Annotated in this window: 10 protein-coding genes; 2 read left to right on the forward strand and 8 right to left on the reverse strand. The window is 64.3% G+C overall.

The features are described from left to right. Window positions 1-120: 120 nt before the first annotated feature. Window positions 121-1,329: an acetyl-CoA C-acetyltransferase gene (locus C3942_RS07015; RefSeq protein ID WP_104229668.1), complete on the reverse strand. Its 1,209-nt coding sequence runs from the start codon at window positions 1,327-1,329 to the stop codon at window positions 121-123. Window positions 1,330-1,440: 111 nt separating this feature from the next. After that, on the reverse strand, window positions 1,441-2,208 hold the full coding sequence (locus tag C3942_RS07020) for a 3-hydroxyacyl-CoA dehydrogenase (protein WP_104229669.1): 768 nt from the start codon (window positions 2,206-2,208) through the stop codon (window positions 1,441-1,443). A gap of 258 nt (window positions 2,209-2,466) precedes the next feature. On the opposite strand from C3942_RS07020, the gene C3942_RS07025 reads away from it, so the two are divergent. Next, the gene (locus tag C3942_RS07025) at window positions 2,467-3,510 is read left to right on the forward strand and encodes an AraC family transcriptional regulator (RefSeq protein WP_104229670.1); all 1,044 of its coding nucleotides are present in this window, start codon (window positions 2,467-2,469) and stop codon (window positions 3,508-3,510) included. A gap of 69 nt (window positions 3,511-3,579) precedes the next feature. Here C3942_RS07025 and C3942_RS07030 read toward each other — a convergent pair whose 3' ends face one another. The 3 genes from C3942_RS07030 to C3942_RS07040 all read right to left on the reverse strand — a co-directional run bounded on the left by C3942_RS07030 (window position 3,580) and on the right by C3942_RS07040 (window position 8,115). Continuing rightward, entirely contained in the window at window positions 3,580-4,362 is a 783-nt protein-coding gene (locus C3942_RS07030; protein WP_104229671.1) for an SDR family NAD(P)-dependent oxidoreductase, read from the reverse strand. Next, window positions 4,359-5,750 (reverse strand): WS/DGAT/MGAT family O-acyltransferase, encoded by a 1,392-nt coding sequence (locus C3942_RS07035; protein WP_104229672.1) that lies wholly within the window; start codon window positions 5,748-5,750, stop codon window positions 4,359-4,361. Before C3942_RS07035 ends, C3942_RS07030 begins: the two co-directional genes overlap by 4 nt. A gap of 694 nt (window positions 5,751-6,444) precedes the next feature. Further along, on the reverse strand, window positions 6,445-8,115 hold the full coding sequence (locus C3942_RS07040; RefSeq protein WP_104229935.1) for a GMC family oxidoreductase: 1,671 nt from the start codon (window positions 8,113-8,115) through the stop codon (window positions 6,445-6,447). An 85-nt stretch (window positions 8,116-8,200) separates the two neighbouring features. On the opposite strand from C3942_RS07040, the gene C3942_RS07045 reads away from it, so the two are divergent. Then, window positions 8,201-9,235, forward strand: a complete 1,035-nt coding sequence (locus C3942_RS07045; RefSeq protein ID WP_207766006.1) for an AraC family transcriptional regulator — start codon at window positions 8,201-8,203, stop codon at window positions 9,233-9,235. Here C3942_RS07045 and C3942_RS07050 read toward each other — a convergent pair. The 3 genes from C3942_RS07050 to C3942_RS07060 form a co-directional block, all read right to left on the reverse strand. Beyond that, complete coding sequence (locus tag C3942_RS07050; RefSeq protein ID WP_104229673.1) at window positions 9,229-10,032, reverse strand: crotonase/enoyl-CoA hydratase family protein; 804 nt, start codon at window positions 10,030-10,032, stop codon at window positions 9,229-9,231. The genes C3942_RS07045 and C3942_RS07050 overlap by 7 nt on opposite strands. 472 nt (window positions 10,033-10,504) lie before the next feature. After that, entirely contained in the window at window positions 10,505-11,461 is a 957-nt protein-coding gene (locus C3942_RS07055; protein ID WP_104229674.1) for a diguanylate cyclase, read from the reverse strand. Continuing rightward, window positions 11,461-16,341, reverse strand: a complete 4,881-nt coding sequence (locus tag C3942_RS07060) for a PAS domain S-box protein (RefSeq protein WP_104229675.1) — start codon at window positions 16,339-16,341, stop codon at window positions 11,461-11,463. Before C3942_RS07060 ends, C3942_RS07055 begins: the two co-directional genes overlap by 1 nt. Window positions 16,342-16,794 lie beyond the last annotated feature (453 nt).

Here is a 16,794-nt window from a genome sequence, read left to right on the forward strand (position 1 = left end):
TATTCGTTGCGAAGTCCTGCGCCGATTCCGTTCATCCCTCGACTGGCCCGGGGCGAACGGAACCCACCGGTTCCCGATCGTTCCGAGCTTGTCGAGGCGTGGCAGGAACCTGCGCCGCCCTCAGATGCGCTCGATGATGGCGGCGTTGCCCATGCCGGCACCGACGCAGAGCGTGCATAGCGCGGTGGTCTTGCCGGTGCGCTCCAACTCGTCGAGCACGGTGCCGACGATGATGGCACCGGTGGCACCCAGCGGATGGCCCATGGCGATGGCGCCGCCGTTGACGTTGACGCGGTCGTGCGGGATGTCCATGTCGCGCATGAAGCGCATGGCCACCGAGGCGAAGGCCTCGTTGATCTCCCACAGGTCGATGTCGCTCACCTTCATCCCGGCCAGCTTCAGCGCCTTGTGCGACACCGCGGCCGGGCCGGTCAGCATGATGCAGGGCTCGGAGCCGATGGCGGCGAAGCTGCGGATGCGGGCGCGAGCCTTCAGGCCTGCCTTCTGGCCGAATTCCTTGGTGCCGATCAGGATGCCGCAGGCACCGTCGACGATGCCGGAGGAGTTGCCGCCGGTGTGCACGTGGTTGATCGCTTCCACCTGCGGGTAGCGCTGGATCGCCACGGCGTCGAATCCGGCCTGCTGGCCCAGCATCTCGAACGAGGGCTTGAGCTTGCCCAGGTCCGCCACCGTGGTGCCGGCGCGGATGTGCTCGTCGCGATCCAGCACCACCTGGCCGATGACGTCGCGCACCGGCAGGATCGACTTGCCGAAGCGGCCTTCCTTCCAGGCCTGCGCGGCGCGGCGCTGGCTTTCCACGGCGAAGCCGTCCACGTCCTCGCGCGAGTAGCCGTCGAGCGTGGCGATCAGGTCGGCGCTGATGCCCTGCGGCACGAAGTTGACGCGCGGCGCGAAGGAGGGATCGGTGGGCCAGGAGCCGCCGTCGGAACCCATCGCCACGCGCGACATCGACTCCACGCCGCCGCCGATGGCGGCCGGCGCCATGCCGGACATCACGCGTGCGGCGGCCAGGCTCACGGCTTCCAGGCCCGAGCCGCAGAAGCGGTTGACCTGCACGCCGGAGACGGTCTCGGCGTAGCCGGCGTTGAGCGCCATGGAGCGCGGCAGCACCGCGCCCTGCTCGCTCACCGGCGAGACGATGCCCATGATCACGTCATCCACCAGCGCGGTGTCGAGCCGGTTGCGCTCGCGCAGGGCCTGCAGCACCTGGGTGCCCAGCTGCAGCGGGGTGATCTCGTGCAGCGCGCCGTCCGCGCGGCCCTTGCCGCGGGGGGTGCGGACGTGGTCGTAGATGAAGGCTTCGGTCATGGTTTTCTCTGGTTTGAAGTGAAAAGGCTTCGCTTTCGCGGGAGCGGCCTTGGCCGCGATTCAGGGTGGAAAGATCGCGGCCAAGGCCGTTCCCACGAGGGTGACGGTCGTTTAGCGCGGCGCCATGCGGATGGCGCCGTCCAGGCGGATGCATTCGCCGTTGAGCATCGGGTTCTCGACGATCTGCACGGCGAGCTGGGCGAACTCGGACGGACGGCCGAGGCGCGGCGGGAAGGGCACCGACTTGTTCAGCGAGTCCAGTGCCTCCGGCGACAGGCCGGCGAGGATCGGCGTCTCGAAGATGCCGGGGGCGATGGTCATCACGCGGATGCCGATGCGCGCGAACTCGCGCGCCAGCGGCAGCGTCATGCCGACCACGCCGGCCTTGGACGCCGAGTAGGCCGGCTGGCCGATCTGGCCGTCGAAGGCCGCGACCGAGGCGGTGTTGATGATCACGCCGCGCTCGCCGCCCTCGTTGGGCGCTTGCAGGCTCATCGCATGCGCCGCCAGGCGGATCACGTTGAAGCTGCCGACGAGGTTGACGCTGATGATGCGGTTGAAGCGCTCCAGCGCCAGCGGGCCTTCCTTGCCCAGCGCCTTCTCGGCGGCGCCGATGCCGGCGCAGTTCACCGCGCCGTGCAGGCCGCCCAGTTCGGCCAGCGCCAGCGTCACGGCCTGCTGCACGTCGGCTTCGCTGGCCACGTCCACGCGCGCATGGCGCGCGGCGGGGCCCAGCTCCCGCGCCAGTTCCTGGCCGAGCTTGTCGTTGAGGTCGGCGATCACCACCTTGCCGCCGCGGGCGACCAGTGCGCGCGCCGTGGCGGCACCCAGGCCCGAGGCACCGCCGGTGATCAGGAAGACGCGGTTTTCGATATGCATCTGGAACTCCCCAGTAAAAAAACGCCGGCGCCTGTTGCGGCGCCGGGCTCTGTTTTCATGGCTGGGAATGCTGCCGCCCGTCACCACCCGCGGGGAATGAGTCCAGGGGACAAACAGTTAATGATTTCGGCCAGATGATCGTCCTTCCGTGGCATCGCGGCAGACTTGCTCCGAGGGGGAAACCCGAAAAATGACGTTTTCGGCCAACTCACTGATAATTGCGGCCAACCACCTCCCGCCGCCGTCGGAGTCCGATCCATGCCCGTCGCCGAAGTACGCCGCCCGGTCATCAGCGCACAGTTGCTCACGCGGCTCGGGGCCGAGCGTGGCCTGCCGGTGGAAGCCTGCCTGCGCAATACCGGGATCGACGCCGCCGACCTGTCCAACCCCGCCACCGAGATCAGCGCCGCGCAGGAACTGCAGCTGATCCGCAACCTGCTCTCCGGGCTCGGCCCCGCAGCGAGCCAGGGCCTGGGCCTGGACGCCGGCCTGCGCTATCACCTCTCGGCCTACGGCATCTGGGGCTTCGCGCTGATCAGCAGCCCCAACTTCCGCAGCGCGGCGGAGATCGCGGTGCGTTACCTGGATCTTTCCTATGCCTTTGCGCGCTACCGCCTGGAGAACGTCGGCAAGGACCTGCTGATCGTGCTCGATGACAGCGAGGTGCCCGAAGACCTGCGCCAGTTCCTGGTGGAGCGCGACTTCGCCGCCTGGGCCAACGCGGCCTGGGAGATGCGCCCCGGCGGCTTCCCCGGGCGCAGTGCGCAATTCCGCTTTCCGCGCCCCGACTACGCCTGGCGCTTCGACAAGCTCTGCGGCGTGCGCCCCAGCTTCGAGGCACCGCTCAACGCCATCCTGATCGCCGCCAAGGACCTGGACGCCCCGCTGCCGCAGGCCAACCCGATGATGGCGCGCATGTGCGAGGAGCAGTGCCGCCAGCTGCTGGCCAAGCGCAGCGTGCGCTCCGGCCTGGCGGGCCAGATCCGCGACCGCCTGCTGCGCAATCCCGGCGAGATGCCCTCGCTGGAAACCGTGGCGGAGGAGCTGCACATGGCCTCGCGCAGCCTGCGCCGCCGGCTCGACGAGGAGGGCACCACCTTCCGCGCGCTGGTGGACGAGGTGCGCCAGACGCTCGCGGAGGAGTTGCTGCTGTCCGCCCACATGAAGCTGGCCGAGATCGCCAGCCGCCTCGGCTACACCGAGCCTGCCGCCTTCATCAGCGCCTTCAAGCGCTGGAAGGGCATGTCGCCCACCGCCTACCGCAAGCTCAAGCGACCGGGGGCGGGCGACGCCGACGCATGATGCGGGAGCCAGCTTGCCGGCGACTTCCAGATCGAGCTCGCCGGCGAGCTGGCTCCTGCAGACACGAGCCTAGATACCCCACTTCTCGATCAGCCCCACCATCTCGCGGCGCAGCCAGAACGGCTGGTACTTCATGCCCTGCACCGCGAGCCGGTTCATCAGGCCGTTGATGTGCAGCGCCCTGCCGGTCATGCAGGCTTCGTAGGACTCGCGCGCCACCTGCTCCGGCGTCAGGTTGGGCACCAGCGGCAGGGTCATGGGCTTGCGGCCCTCCTGCGCGATCATCGCCGTCTCCGTGAAGCCGGGGCAGACCGCCGTCACCGTGACGCCGCGCTCGCGCAGCTCCAGGTTCAGCGCCTCGCTCCAGGACAGCAGGTAGGCCTTGCTCGCGGCGTAGCTGGCCAGCGAGGGTACCGGGTTGAAGGCCGAGGTGGAGGCGATGTTGAGGATACGCCCCGCCCCGCGTGCCAGCATCGGCTGCAGGAACAGGTGCGCCAGCGCCGTGGGCGCGGCGATGTTCACCTGCAGCAGGTTGAGGTGTCTTTCCAGCGCGATGCCGTCGAACTCGCCCTCCCACAGCACGCCGGCGTTGTTGACCAGGATGTCCACCTCGAGATTGCGCCGCTGGCAGGCCTCGAACAGCTCCTGCGGCGCCTGCGGCCGCGACAGGTCGGCGGCGATCCATTCGCTGGCGGTGCCGTGGCGGCGGCGCAGATCGGCCGCGATCTCCTTCAGCCGGTCCGCCGATCGCGCCACCAGCAGCAGCGGATGGCCGCGCGATGCGAATTCGCCGGCCAGCGCCAGGCCGATGCCGGCCGAAGCCCCGGTGACCAGCACCGTTTCCCGGCTCATGCCGCCTTCTCCACGGCGATGCCCAGCACGCGCTCCAGTTCTTCCAGCGCCTCGCCGGTATAGACCGCGATCTTCTGCATGCTGGGCAGGCTGTCGCGACAGCCGGTGAAGCCCAGGCAGAAACTGCCGGCATAGCTGACCACCGAGATGTTCAGGGCCTGGCCGTTGAACAGCAGAGAGATCGGGTAGATCTGCTCCAGCCTCGCGCCATTGAGATACAGCGTCTCCGAGGGGCCCGGCACGTTGGAGATGATCAGGTTGTACATCGGCCGCGTGTAGCCGCCCAGGCCCAGGCTCACCTGCAGCATCTGCGGCGTCATCAGCATCATGGTGTAGTGGTTGATGGCCGCCTTGGGCAACTGCTGCAGCGGCTGCTTGGCCGCCTGTGCCGAGGCATGGCAGGCCTTGAGCCGCTCCAGCGGATCGGCGATCTCGGTGTGCAGTTGCGCCATGATGAAGCTGATGGCATTTCCGACGCTCTGGTCTCCGGCCGGCCGCACCGACACCGGCATGCCGGCCGTGAGCGAGGCCTCCGGCAACTGTCCCAGCTCGCCCAGGTAGCGCCGCAGCGCGCCCGAGCACAGCGCCATGAACACGTCGTTGAGCGTGACCCCGGCGATGCGCGCCACCCGCTTGATGCGGTCCAGTTCGTAGTGCTGCGTGGCGAAGCGGCGCTTGCCCAGGATGCGTCCGTTGAACGGCGTCATCGGCGCCGCGAAGGGCCGCGCCGTTTCGTCCTCATGCTCCTGCGCCGGGCCGGATACCAGCGTCTTCACCGCCGGCACCAGGGCCTGCACCTGCTCACGCAGGACCTGCCTGAGCGGCATCGGCCTCGGGCGGGCCCGGCGCTCGCCGCCTTCGGCGCGCCGTCCCTCCCAGGGCGGCGCCAGGTTGCGGGCCTCGGGGTCGGTGGACATGCTGCCCTGGATCATGCGTGCGCCGCCCACGCCGTCGATCTGCGAATGGTGCAGCTTGGTGTAGAGCGCGAAGCGGCGGTTCTCCAGGCCCTCGATCAGGTGCACCTCCCAGAGCGGGCGGCGGCGATCCAGCGGGTAGGAATGCAGGCGCGAGATCAGCGTGCCCAGCTCGCGCTCGCCGCCCGGCTGCGGCAGCGCCGAATGGCGGAAGTGATAGTCCAGGTCGATCCGGTCCGGCGACAACTCCTCCCAGGCCGGCAGCAGCTTGCGCAGGGCACCGCGCTGCAGCCGGTAATTGAAGGGCGGCGCGAAGATGCGCGTGGCGCGGAAGCGCGCCGCCATCTGCAGCAGGTAGTCCGAGGGCGCGTCCGGCGGCAGCGAGAAGATCGCCAGGCAGCCGATGTGCGTCGGCATCTCGCGCTGCTCCATGAACAACCAGGCGGCGTCGTTGGGCTTGATCAGGATGGACATGCGGTGTCTCCCGGCACGGCAGCGTCGCGATTCGACGGCGGCATGGTGCCGGTGAGCGGCGGCTCATCCAATGCGAGGGCGGGACAGGCCGTTGATAGAATCGGACAGGCGGGGACCTGTTCCAAGCAGTTCATACCATCGGCAGGGACGCTTAGGGCGCGCGAATCGGCCAGATATTGAGCGGCGTGGTTCCCGCCGTTCACCCTTCGACAGGCTCAGGGCGAACGGTGGGTTTAATCGCTTTACGATTCACAGAAACCCTCTCCTCGGCAACTGCTCCTGCGTTGCCCTACCTCGGGCATCCATGCCCTCGCCTGCCCGTCTCCCGCTTGCGGGAGAGGGGTTCTGCTTTTCTCCCAACCAGCAGAGATCAACGAAGGAATTTCGGAATCACTCTTCCGAGGTCTTCATGAGCGACTGCGAATGCTTTGGATGTACGGGCCAGCGGGGCCGTCCGCGCCCAGGGTGTGTTTCTCTTGGTTACTTTCTTTTCACAAGAAAGAAAGTAACTCGCCCTTGGGCGAAACCAACCCTTAGAGATCCACTGTGCCTGACCGGCGTCGTCGCCGGCACCTCCGTCGTGGCTTCCAGCCGAAAGTCCGCAGCCCCTCACCCTAGCCCTCTCCCCCCAAGCGGGGAGAGGGAGAGAAGAGGCAACGCCATCAATGAGAATGGCGAAAACAAAGGGCAGGAATTAAGACCGCAGGATCATCTCCGCCGCCTTCTCCGCGATCATCGTCGTCGGCGCATTGGTGTTGGCGCCGATCAGCGTCGGCATGATGGAGGCATCCACCACGCGCAGGCCCTGCACGCCGCGCACGCGCAGCTGCGGGTCCACCACCGCCATCTCGTCCACGCCCATCTTGCAGGTGCCCACCGGGTGATAGGTGGTCTCCGCGGCTTTGCGCACCCAGGCCGCGATGTCGGCGTCGGACTGCACCGCCGGGCCGGGGCTCAGTTCCTCGCCGCGGTGCGGGTCCAGCGCGCGCTGCTTGAGCACCTCGCGCGTCAGCTTCACGCCCGCCACCAGCTTGTCCACGTCGCGCGGCTCGGCCAGGTAGTTCGGGTCGATGCGCGGCGGCGCCAGCGGATCGGCGCTGTGCAGGCCGACGCGGCCGCGTGACAGCGGACGCAGGTCGTAGAGATAGGCGATGTAGCCGTAGCGCAGGAACATCGGTACCAAATTGAAACCGTGCGTCACGTTGGGAAACGGGCCGAAGTGCCACTGCAGGTCCGGAATCGGCTCGGCCGGCGAGGACTTCAGGAAGCCGCCGGCCTCCGGGCCGTTGCTGGTCAGCATGCCGCGCTTGCCGAACAGGTACTGGAACAGGGCGACGATCGACTTCAGCAGCGAGGTCGGGTGGTAAGAGATGCCGGCACGGCTCTTCGCCTGGGTCTCCACGATCACTTCCAGGTGATCCTGCAGGTTCTCGCCCACGCCGGGTAGGTCCTGCTGCACGGCGATGCCGTGCTTCTGCAGCTCCGCCTTCGGGCCGATGCCGGAGAGCATCAGCAGCTGTGGCGACTGGAAGGCGCCGGCGGAGAGGATCACCTCGCGCTGCGCGCGCAACTCCTCGTCGCGGCCGCCGCGGCGCAGCTTCACGCCGATGGCGCGGCCGTTCTCGATCAGCACCCGGGTGGCCTGCGCGCCGGTGAGGATGTGCAGGTTGCGGCGCGCACGCACCTCCGGCGTCAGGTAGGCGCGCGCGTTGCTGCAACGCTGGCCGCCCTTCTGGAACACCTTGAACTGGCCGGCACCGGCCTGCGCGGCGCCGTTGAAGTCCTCGTTATGGACATGCCCGGCCTGCACGGCAGCCTCGACCATCGCCGAGCTGACCGGGTTGGTATAGCGCCGCGCCGTGACGTTCAGCGGACCGCCCTGGCCGTGGAAGGGACGATCGCGCTCGGCCAGCGGCGCCTCGTAGTTCTCGGACTTGCGGAAATAGGGCAGCACCTCGTCATAGGACCAGCCGCTGCAGCCCAGCTCGGACCAATGGTCGTAGTCCCAGCGGTGGCCGCGGGTACAGACCGTGGCATTGATGCTGCTGCAGCCGCCCAGCACCTTGCCGCGCGGCTGGTAGGTGCGGCGCCCGCCGAGCTGCGGCTGCGGCTCGCTCCAGAACCGCCAGTTGGCAAACCAGCCGCGCACCAGCGGCACCACGCCCAGCGGCATGTGGATCAGCGGATTGCGGTCGTCCGGGCCGGCCTCCAGCAGGCAGACCTGGTAGCGCCCGTCGGCACTCAGGCGGTTGGCCAGCACACAGCCGGCGGAACCGCCGCCGACGACGATGTAGTCGAAACTCTGGGGCACGCGAAACACTCCTCGATGCACGGTCTTGCAGCCGCGTTGGGGCAATCCATCCATCATGAGGGACCGTTGACAGCCTTGTAGATGACGCCAAGGGACAAGGTATTGATAATTGTGGCCAGGCCACTCCCCCCACTTTCGCATGGTCCCCGAGGACGCAACGCGCAGCGCGATCAGTGCCAACCTGCTGACCCAGCTCGCGGTCTCGCGCGGGATGGAGGCGGCCGAGTGCCTGCAGGGCACGGGTATCGACCCGGACACGCTGGCCGACCCGCAGAGCGAGATCACCGCGGGCCAGGAGCTGCGCCTGGTGCGCAACATCGTGCGCCGGCTGCGCCACCTGCCGGACCTGGGACTGGATGCCGGGCTGCGCTATCACCTGGCGGTGTACGGCATCTGGGGCTTCGCCCTGGTCAGCAGCCCCAACTTCCGCAGCGCGGCGGACATCGCCACCCGTTACCTCGATCTGTCCTATGCCTTCGTGCGCTTCCGCATGGAGCCGCGCGGGCGCGACATCGCCGTGCTGCTGGACGACAGCGGCATCCCCGAGGACCTGCGCCAGTTCCTGCTGGACCGCGACTTCGCCGCGCTGACCAATGCCGTGCGCGAGATCCGCCCGGGCGGCATTCCGCCCACGCGCGTGCTGCTGCGCGGGCCGCGCCCGGCGCATGCCGCGCGCTACGCCGAACTCTGTGGGCTGGAGCCGCAGTTCGATGCCGCCGAGAACTCGGTGCTGTATTCGGCCGCCGTGCTGGACGCGCCCCTGCCGCAGGGCGACAGCCAGCTCGCGCGGCTCTGCCTGGACCAGTGCCGGCAACTGCTGGCGCAGCGCCAGTCGCGCGCCGGCATCGCCGGCAAGGTGCGCGACCTGCTGCTGCGCGCGCCGGGAGAGATGCCCGACATCCAGCGCATCGCCGACAGCCTGCACCTGTCACCGCGCAGCATGCGCCGCCGCCTGGAAGAGGAAGGCACCTCGTTCCGCGCCCTGCTCGACGAGGTGCGCCAGACCCTGGCGGAGGAAATGCTGAGCACCGGCCGCATCAAGCTCAGCGAGATCGCGCTGCGCCTGGGCTACTCCGAGCCGGCCAGCTTCATCCACGCCTTCAAGCGCTGGAAAGGCATGTCGCCCTCCGCCTTCCGCGAACAGCAGACCGGCGAGACCTCCTCCGATCAGTAATCGCGCTCGCGCGGCTTGAACTGCGGCGCCTGCTTGGCCAGGCCGGCCTTCACCGCGATGCGCTGGTTCTTGCTGCGGAACATCAGCAGCTGCAGTTTGCGCTCCAGCTTCAGGGCCTTGTTCTCGCCGCAGAGCCAGTTGGCGTTGAGCAGCTGCTTGCCGGCCGCCACCGCGTCCGGCGACTTGGCGGCGATCTCCCGCGCCAGCGCCAGGGCATCCGCCTGGGGGTCCGCCGACAGGCGCGTCACCAGGCCCAGCTCCTTGGCCTCTGCGCCGGAGACGATGCGCCCGGTCAGCGTCAGGTCCTTGGCCACGTCGATCGGCATCAGCTCGCGCAGCAGCACGGTGCCCGACATGTCGGGGATCAGGCCCCACTTGACCTCCATCACCGACAGCCTGGATTCCGGCGTGGCGATGCGGATGTCCGCGCCCAGCGCGATCTGCAGGCCGCCGCCGAAGCAGTTGCCGTGGATGGCGCCGATCACCGGCACCTGCAGCTCGCGCCAGCACAGGCTGACGTCCTGGAAGATGTTGCGCTTCTTCACGCCGAAGGTGGCGAAGTGCTTGAAGAACTTGGGCAGGCTGGAAAAGGCGCTGGCCACGTCCAGGCCGGAGCAGAACGAGGGGCCGTTGCCCTGCAGCACCACCGCCCGCACCGAGCGGTCGGCCTTGATGGCCTTGGCCGTGTCCACCAGCGCCTGGATCAGCGGGATGTCGAGGGCGTTGTGCTTCTCGGGACGGTTGAGGCCGACGGTGGCGATGCCGTCGGCAATCTCGAGGGTGACACGGTCGGTCATGGGAAGGGATCCGGAAAGGGGTCAATGGCGGGCATGCTGCCCCTTATGCCGGCAAATTGGAATCGCCCACCGGACAGCATCGGGAGCCGGACTCGTTTGACCCTGGAAACGAAAAGGCCCGGCGGAGCCGGGTTTCGGGTTCCTGCGGGCGCAAGCTCCCCAGGGACCATTCTAGGCGGAGGAGCCAGAAGCTCATAACGGAGTTCTGTTTTTTTTAGCGGCCGCTTTGTGCCAGGAGTAGAAGATGGCGAACGACTGCTTTGAGGAAGGCCTCTGCTTCCCCAACGGTTGCTGCGATTGCACTGGCCCGTTACAACCATCGTTGAAGTGCGGCTATCAGGCTGTCGCCGCCTGCTTGGCCTGAGAAGACTGTCCAGCCTCAGAATACCTGCAGACGCAGCGGGATTTCTTGCCCGTGATCAAGATTTCTAGGAATGCCCTAGCGCCTCTCACGCCTGCCTGACAAAGAGCTTTAAAGGCGAGGTTTCTGTGCGTTCGTCCCGTTTGATGGCTCGGCTAACACCCTGTTTCTTCCAGACTGCTTCGCAGCGTAAAGGCTCCTGTCTGCGCTTTGCATCAGTACGTCGGGGCTCTCGCCGAATCGAGGATAAGCAACTGCGATGCCGATACTGACAGTGACTACATCCGAACAGTCTGATCCGCCATGTGGGATCATCGCCGACTCGACGGCACTCCGAAGGCCTTCGGAAATATCCCTCAAAGCGTCCAGGCTAGCCCCCGGAATCATGCAGACGAACTCCTCGCCTCCATATCGTGCAATCAGATCGCGAGGGCGCCGTAGCAGGCCTCGGAGCTTCTGGGCGACGGTCTTAAGACACGTATCGCCGGCCTGATGACCGTATTGGTCATTGAAGCGCTTGAAGTAGTCCACGTCGATCATGGCCAGGCCAAGTGACTCTCCGGATCGAGAGCAGACGCGCCACTCCAAGTCCAGAGCATCATCGAAGCATCTCCGATTCGCAACTCCAGTCAGGCCATCGATAAGCGCCATGCGCCTCAGCAGGTCGGCTTGCCATTTGAGCAAGAGATGAGTGCGAACACGGGCCCGGACAACAGCCGGGTGGATCGGCTTGGCAATGAAATCCACCGCACCGACTTCCAATCCCAGGGCCTCCTGCTCAGGAGAGGTGTGTCCGGTCACAAAAAGCACGGGAATATTCTTGGTCACCTCACCGCTCTTGATCCGTCGACAAACCTCGATGCCGTCAATATCGGGCATTTCGATATCGAGTAACACAAGATCTGGCCGTTCACGCGCACAGATCTCCAGCGCCTGGAGTCCGTTGGTCGTCATGAATATCTCGTAGTCCACGCTAAGAGCTTCATGCAGTACCCGAATATTGATGGGCTGATCATCGACAATTAGCAAGCGAAACCGATGGGAGGCATCTGGAGTCAGATCTCGCATTACTCATCCCCTCCGAGATCGATCTTTCGGCATGCCTCTAAAGCCCCGGCGAAATCGAGCTTGTCCGCGAATGTCCTTAACTCCCGAGCGGCATGAGAATCAAGCTTCTCGATCGCGGGGATAACTAGATCCAGCAACGCCAGCGCCCGCGTGTTGTTCTGGGCCAACAAACCCATGAGCTCGATCAGGTTGGATCTCAACATGTCGTCAGAGACGCGAGTCGGAACCACCGCTTTCGAGTCAGGCGACAGTCGGTCGGCTTCGCGCTGAAGCTCAGTCACAGCGCGAGCGAGAGCCCCTTCCAGACCCATGAGGTCCGGATTGAACACCGCTTGGTCTCCAGCCTCCTTGATCTGCAACTCAAGCATCGCCGCACTATCGGCCAAACCCTCGGCGCCTAGCGTCCCGGCAACGCCCTTAAGGGCATGCAAGATCCGGCCGGCTCCGAGCTTGTCTCCTGCCAGCAATGAAGCTCGCAATTCGGGCGCAACTGAACCATGGTTGACTCCAAAAGCCTTGGCCTGGCGAGCAAACAAGTCTGCTTTGCCGCCCAGGCGGGCAATCGCTGCGGGGAAGTTGAACTCTGCTTTCGGTGACAACTGGAAACGGGCTGGAAGAGACCCGGGGACCCCATCTCCGCGCAGATGTAGACGCAGAACTCTTACTAGTTCATCGATGTGGAAAGGCTTCCCAACATGGTCATTCATACCGGCAGCCAAGCAGGCTTCCCGATCCTGGGGCATTGCATTTGCTGTCATCGCGATAATAGGTAAGCGTCCGCGGGCAGAATATTCTCGAATCCTCCGGGTTGCTTCGTATCCATCCATGCCCGGCATTTGGATATCCATGAGCACCACGTCAAAGGGCGGAGTGCCGTTCCGGACTGCGGCCACACCTGCCTCGCCGTCATTGGCGATCGTGACGGTAGCTCCCTCAGAAACCAGGAGGTCGTGCGCGATCTGCTGGTTGGTCGTATTGTCCTCGACCACGAGGACGCGGGCGCCATCAAGCCTGCGCTCGGACACTACCATCGCCCGTTGGGCCCAAAGCGTACCGTGCCGGGCGCGGGCGTCCGCCACTGCGTCCAGAATCATGGATGCGGTTATCGGCTTGACCAGAAAGGCATCGACCAGAGACGGTGCCTGCTCCAGCTTCTCGCCAAGTGCACCTCGACCGTGTGCGGTAGCCATGATGATCAGGGCCGCCTTGCTAGGCTGTGGGCGAGACCTGATGCGCTCGCATATTTCCCATCCACTCATATCAGGCATCTGCCAATCGATAAGAAGCACGTCATGCTCAATCCCGCTGATCGATCCCGTCTCCAAAAGCGCAAGTGCCTCCTTCCCGTTGGAGGCCATCTCAACACGCCAACCAAGCGATTCGGCATATCCGCGCAGAACCATGCGTGCCATTGGGTTGTCATCGACCAGAAGAACACGCAAATCCCTCAGGCTGACACCCCCATTGCTCGAGGTCAGATTAGCCGGACAGGTGTCTGCGAGTTCAATCTCCAGCGAGAACCAGAAACGGCTTCCTTTTCCCATTGTACTTTCGACACGTAGATCGCCTCCCATCAGGGCCACCAAACGTCGGCTGATTGCCAAGCCAAGGCCGGTCCCCCCGTAGCGGCGGCTCGTAGACGCCTCGGCCTGTTCGAAGCCACGGAATATCTTTCCCATCTGCTCAGGAGCGATTCCAATGCCGGTGTCGGTGATGAAGAAATCGAGGACTGATACACTCCCACGACGCTCTCGCTCATGCACCCCGACTACAACCTCACCACGCTCGGTGAACTTGATCGCGTTTCCGGCCAGATTGAGAAGCACCTGCTGAAGTCGTAGTTTGTCTCCCACAAGCGACGAGGACACATTGGGATCGATATCAAAGAGTATCTCTACATCCTTGGCTCCCAGCATCTCGGATAGAACAGCGCCCGTCTGACGCAGCAGTTCATCCAGCTTGAACAGCTCCCGCTCCACCTGCATTTTGCCGGCTTCGATTTTGGAGAAGTCCAGGATGTCGTTGATGAGCGCGAGCATTGCACGCGCCGCAGCCTCGGCCTTGTCCGTGTAGTCGGCTTGCAACCTCGTCATTGGTGTTCGTTGCAGTAGCTGAAGCATACCAATCACGGCATTCATCGGCGTCCGTATCTCGTGGCTCATGTTGGCCAAGAAGAGACTCTTGGCCTGTGTGGCAGCCTCAACCTCCCGATTCCGCTGTTCGAGTATGCGGTTGGTCGCCTCGAGCATTTCCTGCGCCTTTTTCAGCTCCGTTATATCGGTGACCAGAACATAGAAGCCCTTTACCGTTGCACCATCCATGTCCGGAATATAGTGCGCCCATGTATGACCATGGCTACCGTCTGCTCGCTTCAACCTACGTTCGAACTTCTGAGCCTCTCCCTTCAGGGCACCCCGAATGAGGGGCTCATTGCGGTGGAATAATTCTTCTCCCAGCAGATCTCTGATATGAATGCCGATCATCTGCTCCTTGGCTCTCCCAAACCACGACAAGTAGGAGGCATTAGCGAAGCGGCAGTGCAGTTCGGAATCCCAATATCCGATCATCCCGGGGATGCTGTCCGTTACCTCGTTAAGGAAGCGCTCTCTTTCCCGAAGTGTTCGTTCAAGTTCGCGCCTCTCCGTGATATCGACCACCATGCCCAGGAACCCGAATAGCTCCCCATCGTCCCGCCTTAGTGCGCTTACAGAGAGCCAGACCGGCACCCGCCCGCCATCTTTTCGCACATAGGTCCACTCGTTGGCATCAACCGCCCCGAGCCGGGCCTTTGCGATGAAGGTTTCGAACCCGACGTCTACCGGATAACCGAGTTCCAGGCTCAGGGATTCCGCACGAACCGCGACCTCGCCCGGATCATGGATGATGGCCGGTGTAGCCTTGCTAATAACCTCTGCCGCCGCGTAACCCAGAAGTCGTTCCGCCGCCGGGTTGAACACCTTGATTGTTCCATCAACCTCCGTGGCGATGATGGCGAATCCGGCGTTGCTGAGGATGGCGCCCTGCAGGGCAAGGACCTCGCGCAGTTCCTGGGTGCGAGCGACAACTTGTTGCTCCAGCGTAGCGTTCAGTGTCCTGAGCGCCTCCTCGGCTTGCTTTCGGTGCTCGATGTCAGTGTTGCTACCGAACCACCGAACGACCGCTCCACTGACTGGATCGAGAAGAGGCACAGCCCTCGTATCGAACCAGCGATAGATGCCATCATGTCGGCGGATGCGGAACTCGACGCTGAAGATGCCGCGGCTTTCGACCGCAGCCTGCCAGCGCTCCATAAGCTGCGGGCGATCATCGGGATGAACCTGCTCCAGCCAGCCCGAGCCCAATTGCTCGGCCTCCGGAACTCCGGTATACCGGACCCACTGCTCGCTCAGGAAGTCGCAGGGGCCATCGCCTTGGCAGGTCCAGACCAATTGTGGCATCGAGTTGGCCAGTTCGCGCCAGCGGGACTCACTCGCTTGCAGATGCGCCAGCGTGGCTAACCGCTCAGTGACGTCCGTTACCGAAGCTACAACCAACTCTTGGCGGCCCAGCGTCAAGGGGCTCAGGCTGACCTCCACCGGAAACCCATGTCCGTCGAAATGGCGCGCCGCCAGTTGTCGATTCGGGGCCATAGGCCGCGCCAATCGGTCATACCTCCTGCGATGGGCCACATGCGCGTCGCGACTGTTTTCGGGCAATAGCAGGTCGACGGACTTTCCAGTGAGAGCGTCCAGTGAGTAGCCGAACAACGTGAGTGCCTGGCGGTTGGCTTCCAATATCACGCCGGTTTGATCGACCACCAGGATCGCTTGTGGCGCAGCGTCGATGACCCCCTTGGTCAAGGCAAGTTGATCAGCCAGCGCCCTCCGTTGGCGTAATCGGAACCGGTAGACCAGAATTCCCAGTGCGACGAGCAGCAGATACAACGTCAGTGATATCAAGACCGCGAGCGGTTTTGGAACCACAGAGGTTTGCTGTTTCAGGGAAGGCTTGGAGGTCAATACGGCTTGCCAACGGCGTCCGTACACATCGAATTCACGGGTATTCTGGATAAATTCTGCGTCGATAGTGGCCGACGATGTGGAATAGAAGCTAGATGCTTCCGCCCCGGGGGTTACGTCGCTGAGGGACACGGCCAATCCAAAATCTTGCGCAACCAAGTCGGCCAGAATTTCGTCGATGATCAGTGGCGCGTAGCTCCAACCGATCGTAGCCTCGAATCGTTCCGCTTCGGTGCGCAAGGGCGCGCCTGGCCGATAGACCGGAAGCAGCAGGAGAAAGCCGTTCGCTTCCTTGCTTTGTGCCTGCACCAGGGGAATCGGGCCAGTGAGTGTGGCTTGGCCGCTGAGCATTGCCCTACGTGCTGCAGCGAGACGCACAGGGTCGGACGCGATATCCAGACCGACGGCCCGACGGTTTATCTCCTCGGGTTCGATGTACTGGATCACGTACCGATCGCTGCTATTCGGCCCCAGCGTCCGGATGCTGAAGTCGGTGCGGCCTTCAGCGCGTGCCTGCTCCAGGAATGCATTCTCTGAGTCGCGCGTAACCCGACGTATGAATCCGAAACCGCGGGCACCTGGAAACTCCCGACTCGCATCCCTGGTTGAGATGTAGTCGCGAAAGCGTGCGAGAGTTAGGCCGCCGTCAGAGTTGGCAACGACAGCGGCACCACGAGCTCCACGCACACCGTACTCGTACTTTCGCATGCGGTCGTCAAGTTGCCGCACAAACTGTTTTTCAGCGCGGTCGAATGCATCCTGCAGACGTGTCCGGCTCGAAGCATTAACCATCAAGACGGAAGCAAGAATAACAACTGCCCCCCCAGCGGCAACGAGCGCCACAGCTGTAGTTCGCGGCCGTATGACTCCGGGTTTAGTCATTCAGTCACCCCGGGGCTCAATAGTGCTTGCTATGCCAGAGACGTCACTAACCGACCTGAATCCGCGCATTTGCTCCAGTACTCCTTCAGGGGTTTGGCGGCTGCTTGACTGATGAACGAGAAGGGACAGCGTCCACTTAGTGTGAGCCAGACCAGACGTTATTTCACGGGCCCAGACGGCCAGCCATAACCTTCTATCGGGTAAGGCATTTTTAACCACCGCCCTGTGGATAAGCCGCAACTCTTCGGCTACTTCTGATAGGCCGACGAGTGAACGTAGACTGATCGTCTAAGCAGCGGAACCTCTGGGATGCGCCAGTTCTGGAGCAGTGTCCCGTAGAGAGATCCGCGACCGACGGACAATGATTTGGAATCTCAGCGGCGGGCCCGAGAAGGGACAATGCATCATCTAGTGACTGTCCACTTTATGAAGTAGGGCGCACCGAAAGCCGCA

Origin of the sequence: Solimonas fluminis, assembly GCF_002930645.1 — a bacterium.
Taxonomy (GTDB): domain Bacteria; phylum Pseudomonadota; class Gammaproteobacteria; order Nevskiales; family Nevskiaceae; genus Solimonas_A; species Solimonas_A fluminis.

Coding starts and splice junctions, on each gene's coding strand:
- C3942_RS07015 (WP_104229668.1), bottom strand. CDS start 1,329: ATGACCGAAGCCTTCATCTACGACCACGTCCGCACCCCCCGCGGCAAG.
- C3942_RS07020 (WP_104229669.1), bottom strand. CDS start 2,208: ATGCATATCGAAAACCGCGTCTTCCTGATCACCGGCGGTGCCTCGGGC.
- C3942_RS07025 (WP_104229670.1), top strand. CDS start 2,467: ATGCCCGTCGCCGAAGTACGCCGCCCGGTCATCAGCGCACAGTTGCTC.
- C3942_RS07030 (WP_104229671.1), bottom strand. CDS start 4,362: ATGAGCCGGGAAACGGTGCTGGTCACCGGGGCTTCGGCCGGCATCGGC.
- C3942_RS07035 (WP_104229672.1), bottom strand. CDS start 5,750: ATGTCCATCCTGATCAAGCCCAACGACGCCGCCTGGTTGTTCATGGAG.
- C3942_RS07040 (WP_104229935.1), bottom strand. CDS start 8,115: ATGGATGGATTGCCCCAACGCGGCTGCAAGACCGTGCATCGAGGAGTG.
- C3942_RS07045 (WP_207766006.1), top strand. CDS start 8,201: ATGGTCCCCGAGGACGCAACGCGCAGCGCGATCAGTGCCAACCTGCTG.
- C3942_RS07050 (WP_104229673.1), bottom strand. CDS start 10,032: ATGACCGACCGTGTCACCCTCGAGATTGCCGACGGCATCGCCACCGTC.
- C3942_RS07055 (WP_104229674.1), bottom strand. CDS start 11,461: ATGCGAGATCTGACTCCAGATGCCTCCCATCGGTTTCGCTTGCTAATT.
- C3942_RS07060 (WP_104229675.1), bottom strand. CDS start 16,341: ATGACTAAACCCGGAGTCATACGGCCGCGAACTACAGCTGTGGCGCTC.